Raw genomic sequence first — 8,560 nt, 5'->3', positions numbered from 1 at the left:
GGTTCGGGGCGAAGCCCTGACAAAGGCTTTCATATCCAAGCTTTTCTTGCAAGGGTACTGAATAGTTATGAATGGAAGGGGTGTTTCCTGGTCCGCTAGGTGGAGTGCCCTGTCAGGGCATCGGGCATGGATTTTCTGGGTTTGGTTGTTGTCCATGGCAGGGCACCATGCCGTTCTGGGGATTCGGACGGGTGGGGATACGGGGCGCTATGTGGGGGCCGCCAAGAACATCCTGCAAGGCCTGCCATTGCAGGGCAAGGGGACCATGAATCTGTTTTATGATTACTTTCTGGCCTGGGTATTTGGCATTGGGGGAGGGGAAACAAGCCTGGTGGCGTCGCAATGTCTGGTGACTTTGGGGTGCGCACTTTTGCTGCATCTTGCGGTCGAGAAGGTGTTTGACCGGAATGTGGCCACGATTGCCGCTTTCGTATTTCTTCTCAACCCCGAGGTGCAACGTTGGGTCTTTTTCATTCTTCCCGAGGCCATAGCAACCTGCGCTTTGGTCGCTTTGGTGAGCCTGGCCTGGCTGGCGCGATACCAGCAGCGTTGGGTAGTCCTGGCGTTGCTGATGGGCCTGGTTCTTGGATTGACCCGACCGGAAGGAAAATATTTTTTAATCCCTGTCATCGTATATTGGTTTATCAACCTTCCCTCTTCCGGGAGGTGGCCGGCATGGTCCATGCTCGGTATTCTGGGGTGCCTGTTTGTCTTGACCGGGAATGCGGATGTTCACGAAAATTTTTCCGAACATTTTATCACCGGGAGTTACATATGGGGGTATGCCGGCTTGAATCCAAACCCCGACCAGGCATTGATCAAAGTCGGGGAAAAGGGGGTGTTTTCAACAATTCTTTATATGATGGAAAATCACCCGACGCTGTTGTTGGAAACAATCTTGATGCGTCTCTGGATGTTTGTTTCCCACATGCGTCCGTTTTATTCAAATGTACATAATGTGGCATCTTTCATCTTTTGTCTTGTTTTGTACGTTTTGTCATGCCTGGCCTGGTGGAGGTGCAAAGCATATCGACCCGATATGGCCTTGTTGTGGATGGTGACAGGGATACAGGCCCTCATGGTTGTCTTGACCTTCGATGACTGGGATGGCCGATGGCTGAATCGGGTCATGCCTTCCTTGAGTATCCTGGCGGCTTGTGGATGGGCTGGTCTGTTCCTGGCCACTGCCAGAGATCATCAGGCGGGTGGGGGTGTGACAGGAAGTTGATGGTGCAGGAGTGCGATAAAATGCTCTTCTGTCACCGGTTTGCTGAAAAGATAACCCTGAACCTCATCGCACCCTTGTTCACGCAGGAAGCGTTCCTGTTCCAGAGTTTCGACACCCTCTGCCACAACGTGCAGATGCAAACTTTGACTCATCGAAATGATGGCGGAAACAATGGCGGAACTTTCGGATTTGCCGGAAATTTCTCGCACAAAAGATTGATCGATCTTCAAAGTGTGGATCGGAAACTTGCGCAGATAGCTCAGGGAGGAGTACCCGGTGCCGAAGTCGTCCACGGAGATGTGAACGCCCATATCGACCAATTCCCGCATGGTTTCGATGGCCCTGTTCACATGGCCCATGACCATGCTTTCGGTGATCTCCAGTTCCAGGTGCGTGGCGGGCAGGTTGGTTTTTTCAAGGATCTGGCGCACTTTGGTGGTCAACTCCGGGAGCCAGAACTGGCGGGCTGAAAGGTTGACGGCCACGCGCAGGTGCGGGTGTCCCTGGTCGAGCCAGGATCGTCCGGCCTGGCAGGCGCGCTCAAGGATCCAATCGCCCAACGGGACGATGATGCCAGTCTCTTCAGCGAGGGGAATGAAGGCATTGGGCGCCAACAGGCCCATGTCTGGATGCAACCACCTGACCAGAGTTTCGGCGCCGACGATCCGACCGCTGTGCAGATCCAGTTTAGGTTGGTAGTGCAGGACAAACTCATTTTTTTTCAAGGCCCGGTAGAGGTGTGTCTCCATCTCCAAACGACGGATTGCCTCTACGCCCATGGCGGTGGTGTAGTATTGAAAGTTGGCCCGGCCACCTTTTTTGGCGCGATTGAGTGCCATGTCGGCATGCAGAATCAGGGATGAAGCATCCGTACTGTCATCCGGGAAAAGGGTGATGCCCAGGCTGGCGGTGATGAACAGTTCGTGGTCGAGGTACTGGAAGGGGTGGAGAGATATCGTATCCACCAGGTTACGCAGCATGACCAAGGTTTCCTGGGAATCTCCCATGTCGTGGAGAATGACGCCGAATTCGTCACTGCTCAGGCGGCTCAGGGTATCCACTTCCCTCAGGGTGGATTTCAGCCGTTTTGCCACGGCTTGCAGGAGCCAGTCACCACAGGCGTACCCCAAGCTTTCGTTGATGTTTTTGAACATGTCCAGATCCAACTTGACCAGAACCACCTTTTTCCCGGCCTGATGGGCCTGCACGATGGCCAGTTCGAGCCGGTCCTTGAACAGGAATCGGTTGGGCAGGCCGGTCAGGGCGTCGTGATGGATGCGATAACGAAGTTCATCCTGGCTGCGTTTGATGATGGTCAGATCGCTGAAAACCCGGATGTAGTTGCTCACCTTTCCATGACGGTTCCGAATGGCTGTGATACTCAGTTTTTTGGGGAAGGCCTCCCCACTTTTGCGCCGATTCCATATTTCCCCTTCCCATCGGTCCCTTTGTTCCAGGGAGCGGCGGATGTTTTCATAAAAATCAGGCCCATGGTGATCAGATCGCAGGATTTCGGGGCGTTGACCGATGACCTCTTCCGCGGTGTAACCGGTGATGCTGGTAAAGGCCGGATTGACGGATTGAATGACATCTTCCGGATCGGTAATGACCAGGCCTTCATCCGCTGTTTCAAACGCCTTGGTTGTGATGTGCAGTTGATAGGCCACCTCGGCCATGGCGTCGCCGAACACCTGGGTCACGATACGCAACTGCTCTTCGGTTTGTCGCCGCTCCGTGATGTCGTGGATGGCGGTGAGCATCATGGTTGGGCGGCCCACATCGTCGCGGCGGACATCTCCAACGGCATGGACGATTCGCTCGCTGCCATCGGTGCGCACAATCCGGTGATCCATCTCGAAGTGATGATCTTCCCGGATGGCGCGGGTGACGCCCTGGCGGACAGATTCCCGCTCTTCGGGGGGGATCCGTTCCAGGAACGAGTTGAAGTCGGGGGGGGCTTCGGCTTGGCGGCCAAGAATGCGCAGCAGCTCGTCCGAACAACGCCACTGTCCGGTCAGCAGATGCCAGCTCCAGTTCCCCAATTGCGCCACGCGCTGCGCATGGGCAAGACAATCCCGGTTTTCCCGTAGCGTCTCTTCGTTCTGGCGGCGCCGGGTGATGTCACGAATGACCACTGAATAGAATCGATTGCCGTCCTCTGCCAGCCAGGAGCCGAGGGAGACCTCCAATGGAAACGCCTCGCCGTTGCGGCGCAGGCCGAAAAACCCTATGGGCTGACGGGGTAGTTTTGGTTCATCACCTTTGCCGGTACGCTTAAACCATACGGCGAATTGTTCGCGGTATGCCTGAGGAACCAGCAGGGCGAGGGGTTGATCCTGGATGTCGGGCCACGCATGGCCGAACATGTTGCTGGCGCCGGTGTTCCAGGCAACGATCCGCCCCTGGCTGTTGGTGGCCAGAACGGCATCCTGGATGGATTGAGTCAGAGAGCGATATCTTTCCTCACTGCTGCGCAGAGCCATTTCTGCCTGGTGACGACGTTGCGACTCCTGCGTCTCTCGCAAGGCACGGCGCACTGCCGGACCCATGCGTACCATATGATCCTTGCGGACAAAATCATGAACGCCAGCGCGCAGAAGCGTTGTGGCCTCTTCATCCCGGAGTGCGCCGGATACCACGATAAAGGGCTGTTTGGCCCCGTGTTCCTGCCATATCGCCATGGCGCCCTGAACACTGAACCCGGGTATGTGATAGTCGGAAATGATCAGATCCCACGTCTGATTTTTGAGGAAAGAGGCCATCTCTCCGGCGGAATCGACCTGCTGGCACGCGACATGGAATCCTTCTTTGTTCAGGGTACGGACCAACAAAAGAAAATCGGCGCGAGAGTCTTCGACGACAAGAATCCCCAGCTTGTTGTCGGGGGAAACAGAATCGGATGGGTCAAATGTCGATGGATCAAAGGAGCTGAAAGTCATGGGAGCGCTCTGGAATGGTGGCATGAGCGTCGGCGAAATTGTCGGAGAAACGAGGGGCAGGAAAAGTGCCGATCATGGGTGGTGCGTTGCCTCGCCGAATTGATGATGGATCTTTTCTATTTCAAGGGGGATGGTACCAAAAATTTCGGCCAGGCGTGGATCAAAATGCAGACCAGCCTCCTTGCTGACCAACGCAAAGGCGGAAGGCAATGGCCAAGCTTTTTTGTAAGGCCGCACACTGGTCAGGGCATCAAATGTGTCCACAATGGCAATGATCCGGCCATAAAGTGGAATATCTTCGCCGTGCAATCCTTGTGGATAGCCGGAACCGTTCCACTTTTCGTGATGGGTGAGGGCAATGGCTTTGGCTGCGGCCAATAGATCCGAGTCGTGATCTCCGATAATATTGGCTCCAAGTTGGGCATGGGTTTTCATGATCTCCCATTCAGCAGGATCCAGTGAGGCGGGCTTCAACAGTATTCGGTCGGGAATGCCAATTTTGCCGATGTCATGCATGGGGGCAGCATGGAAGAGGAGTTCGCCACTCTCCCTGGACAAACCGGCAGCCAAACCCAACAAACGCGCATAGTGACTGACACGTATGACATGCAGGCCTGTCTCGTTGTCTCTGAACTCTGCTGCACGTCCAAGGCGTTGAATGATTTCCAGGCGCGTCTTGTTCAGCTGATCCGTGCGCTCGCGCACTTTCTCTTCCAGATTGCGGTTTTGATTGTAGAGAGCCAGGTGGGTGCGCACGCGGGCCAGGACAACGGCGGGTTGGACCGGTTTGGTCACGTAGTCGGCGGCGCCCAGATCGAGGCCGTGTGTTTCATCCGAGCTGTCGTTGCGGGCCGTGACAAAAATGACAGGAATGTTCCGGGTGCCCGGGTCGGATTTGAGACGGCGGCACACCTCGAAACCATCCATGACGGGCATCATGACATCGAGCAGAATCAGGTCGGGTGGCAGGTCACTGCTGGCGATACTGAGCGCTTTGGCGCCATTCAACGCTGCCCTGACCTGATAGGCGTTCCCAAGAATGCCACTCAGAACGTCGATGTTCTCCGGGGTGTCATCGACAACCAGAATGGTCTGTTTCGCTTGCAGGACGCTCATGAGGAACCCTCGTCGTTATATTTTCCAGATCTCGGATCATTTCGCTCAGGGTGGCAACGGCTGTGGTAAAATCATACTGGCTGACGGATTTTTCCAGGGATGCCCAGGCAGGGCTCGTTCCCAGGAAGGGCTGTAACGTGACCAGATGGTGGGTGGCGGCTGTGTCGTCCATGCTCAGCAGGTGCAGCAGTTGGTTCATGGCATCAAGCAGGTTGTCCATGGCGCACGGATCCTGCATGACAGGCATCATGGCAGTTTTGGCGGAACAAGTCTCCCCCGAAGTGCAATCTCCGGTGCTGGATGGATCCGTTGGCTGCTTCTCCAGGCTGGCGATGGCGGCGAGAACCTCGGCCATGGCAGAGGAGGCCTGATCCATGAGGGGTTTGATAAGATCCATCTCTTCCCGTTTGATGGCAGTTTCCAGAAGAGAGACCCTTTCAAACAGGCGTGTCGTGCCGACATTGCCTGCCACCCCCTTGAGGGTATGGGCCAACTCCCGGGCGGTCTGCATGTAGTTGTGGTCCAACTCCTGGCGGATGCGATCCAGCATATCGCCATGGTTCAGGCGAAATTTTTGCAGCAGGCGTCGATACAATCCCAAATTGTCACCCACACGATACAGACCGGCCTGCACATCGAACCCGGGCAGGTCGGGAAGGGGTGTGCTCAACTTTGGATACAGGCCGGTCTGCACGTCGAACCTGGGCAGGTCAGGGGGGGATGCGCCCAACTCCGAAGGTGTGGATGATGTTGTCTGGGGCGGCGAAGCGACGACAGGTGGGCTCGTGGTGAGCCGGGGTCGCACCCAACGCAGCAACGTTGCATACATGATGTCTGGAACGATGGGTTTGGCGATATGATCGTTCATGCCGATGGAGAGGCACCTCTCCACATCTCCGGACATGGCGTTGGCGGTCAGAGCGATGATGGGTAACTGGCGGAATGCGTCGTCAAGGCGCACGGTTTGGGTGACCTGGAATCCGTCCATTTTGGGCATTTGCAGATCCAACAGGAGGGCATCGAAGTTTGTCGCATGCAACCGGGCCAGGGCCTCTTCGCCATCAACGGCCTCGATCACCTCCATGCCGGCCTGTTCCAGCAACTCTTTCGCCAATTCACGATTGATTTCGTTGTCCTCGGCGAGCAGGATCCGCGCACCGCGCAGCCTGACCTTGTCTTCGTCGTTTAATGAGGGTGCAGGGGGAGAGAAAATCGGTTTGCAGATCGTTCCTGGCGGTGCTTGGCCAAATGGGGCCGAAAACGAAAAAGTGCTCCCTTGGCCGGGTGTGCTGGCGACATGGATTGTGCCATGCATCAACTCAACCAGACGTTTGCAGATGGCCAATCCCAAACCCGTGCCACCGTATTTGCGGGTGGTCGAGCTGTCGGCCTGAGTAAAGGATTGGAACAGCCGGTCCATTTGTTCCTGGGTCAGGCCGATGCCGGTATCCTGCACCAGGAATTCGAGTTGATGGGTGGTGGCTGTCGAGGCCAGGCGCCGCAGGGTGATGTCAACCTGACCGTGGTCGGTAAACTTGATGGCATTGTTGGTCAGGTTGAGGAGTACCTGCACCAGCCGCAAGGGATCTCCCACGGCTATTTCCGGGGCGCCGGGTTCCATGGTGATCACCAGGCGAAGTCCCTTCTCCCCAGCCTTGACGTTGGCCATGGAGGAGATGTGATTGCACACCTCCTGTAGCCGGAATGGAACCTCCTCCATCACCAGTTTGCCTGATTCCACTTTGGAAAAATCCAGGATGTCATTGATGATGTGCAGGAGAGAGTTGGCTGCCGAGTGGATCTTCTCCAGATAGTTTCGCTGCTTGGGTGTCAATCCGGCTTGCAGGCAGAGGTGGGCCATGCCGATGATGACATTCATCGGCGTGCGGATTTCGTGGCTCATGTTGGCCAGAAAGTCGCTCTTGGCCCGGTTGGCGGTTTCAGCCTCTTGTTTGGCTCGACGCAAGGTCTCCTCGGAGAGTTTGCGCTCGGTGATGTCGGTATAGGTGCTGACAAAACCTCCACCTGGCAACGGCCCCCCCACGACCTCGATGACGGTGCCATTGGGCCGGGTCCGTTCAAAGCTGTGGGTGGTCGAATGGCGGGCCAACTCGGTGTACTTTCTGACCTGGGCCTCCGGATCTCCCGGACCGAACTCCCCGCGTGCCACGTCATAGCGCAGCAGCTCGATAAAAGAGCTTCCCGGCTGGGCCATCTCATCCGGGACGCCTCGAATCTCCTTGAATTTTTGATTGCAGGCGATCAGGCGCAACTGTTCATCGTAGGCGGCAATGCCTTGCTGGATGCTGGAAAGGGCGGCTTTCAGCAGCTCGGACTTGCGGGCCGACTCTTTCTCACTCTCCCGCAGGGCCTCTTCGATCCGTTTTTGGGGGGTGATATCCATGACCGTGCCCACCATGCGGAGCGGCAACCCGTGGGCGTCGTACTCGACGCCGCTCCCCTTGGAGAGAAACCAGCGGGTCTGCTGCAAACGGGTCACAACCCGATACTCCACCTCATAATGCTCGATCAGGCCCCGGCGGTAGTCGCGGCCAAGTTGTACAACGCGCTCTTGATCTTCAGGATGGATGCTCGATTTCCAGATGTCCCGGCAGCGATGTTTGATCTCCGCGAGCCCATAGCCGAGCATCTCGGCCCACCTGTCGTTGACGATGGTGGTCGCCGTGCGAAAATCGACATCCCAGTAACCGAGGTCGCCTCCCCGGAGAGCAAGCGCCAGTCGGCGTTCACTCACCTGGAGGTTCTCCATGGCCTTTTTGCGTTCGGTGATATCTTCCTGCACGCCAACGAAGTGCGTGATGACGCCGGAGGCGTTACGTATCCCGGAAATTTGCGCCGACGACCAATAGAGGGTTCCATCTTTTTTTCGATTTAAAAACTCGCCGCTCCACGTCGCACCCTGGGTGATGGTTTCCCAAAGTTTTCGGTAGTGACGAAAACTCCCTTTGCCGGCGTTCAGGATGCGCGGGTTTTGACCAACCGCCATTTCCCTGGAGTAACCGGTAATTTCGGAGAATTTTGGATTGATATACTCGATGCGTCCCTGCGCGTTGGTCACCACAACTGCTGCCGGGCTTTGCTCGACAACGCGGGACAGCTTGCCCAGCTCGTGGCTGGTTTGACGATGGCGTTCGACCTCTTGCCGCAGACGCCGACGCAAGTACAGGATCACCCCGGCAAGCGGGACGCCCGTCATCACCACCAGAACGACAGCCCAGCCAAGCCCGTCTGGACCGGGGAAAAAATTCTCCATCGC

Annotated in this window: 4 protein-coding genes; 1 reads left to right on the top strand and 3 read right to left on the bottom strand. The window is 56.5% G+C overall.

Annotation, left to right across the window (positions count from 1 at the left end; all coding sequences use genetic code 11):
* The first annotated feature begins 154 nt into the window (after window positions 1-154).
* The gene (locus HQL63_10070) at window positions 155-1,228 is read left to right on the top strand and encodes a glycosyltransferase family 39 protein (protein ID MBF0177175.1); all 1,074 of its coding nucleotides are present in this window, start codon (window positions 155-157) and stop codon (window positions 1,226-1,228) included.
* Here HQL63_10070 and HQL63_10065 read toward each other — a convergent pair.
* The 3 genes from HQL63_10065 to HQL63_10055 form a co-directional block, all read right to left on the bottom strand.
* The gene (locus HQL63_10065; protein MBF0177174.1) at window positions 1,198-4,167 is read right to left on the bottom strand and encodes an EAL domain-containing protein; all 2,970 of its coding nucleotides are present in this window, start codon (window positions 4,165-4,167) and stop codon (window positions 1,198-1,200) included. The genes HQL63_10070 and HQL63_10065 overlap by 31 nt on opposite strands.
* Before the next feature lie 72 nt (window positions 4,168-4,239).
* A complete protein-coding gene (locus HQL63_10060; protein ID MBF0177173.1) occupies window positions 4,240-5,283 on the bottom strand; it encodes a response regulator in 1,044 nt (347 codons plus the stop codon).
* Window positions 5,240-8,557, bottom strand: a complete 3,318-nt coding sequence (locus tag HQL63_10055) for a PAS-domain containing protein (GenBank protein MBF0177172.1) — start codon at window positions 8,555-8,557, stop codon at window positions 5,240-5,242. Before HQL63_10055 ends, HQL63_10060 begins: the two co-directional genes overlap by 44 nt.
* Between the last annotated feature and the right edge of the window lie 3 nt (window positions 8,558-8,560).

It is taken from the genome of Magnetococcales bacterium, assembly GCA_015231175.1.
GTDB lineage: Bacteria > Pseudomonadota > Magnetococcia > Magnetococcales > DC0425bin3 > HA3dbin3.
The sequence above is the reverse complement of the archived record's forward strand: the minus strand, read 5'-3'. Positions and strand labels throughout refer to the sequence as shown.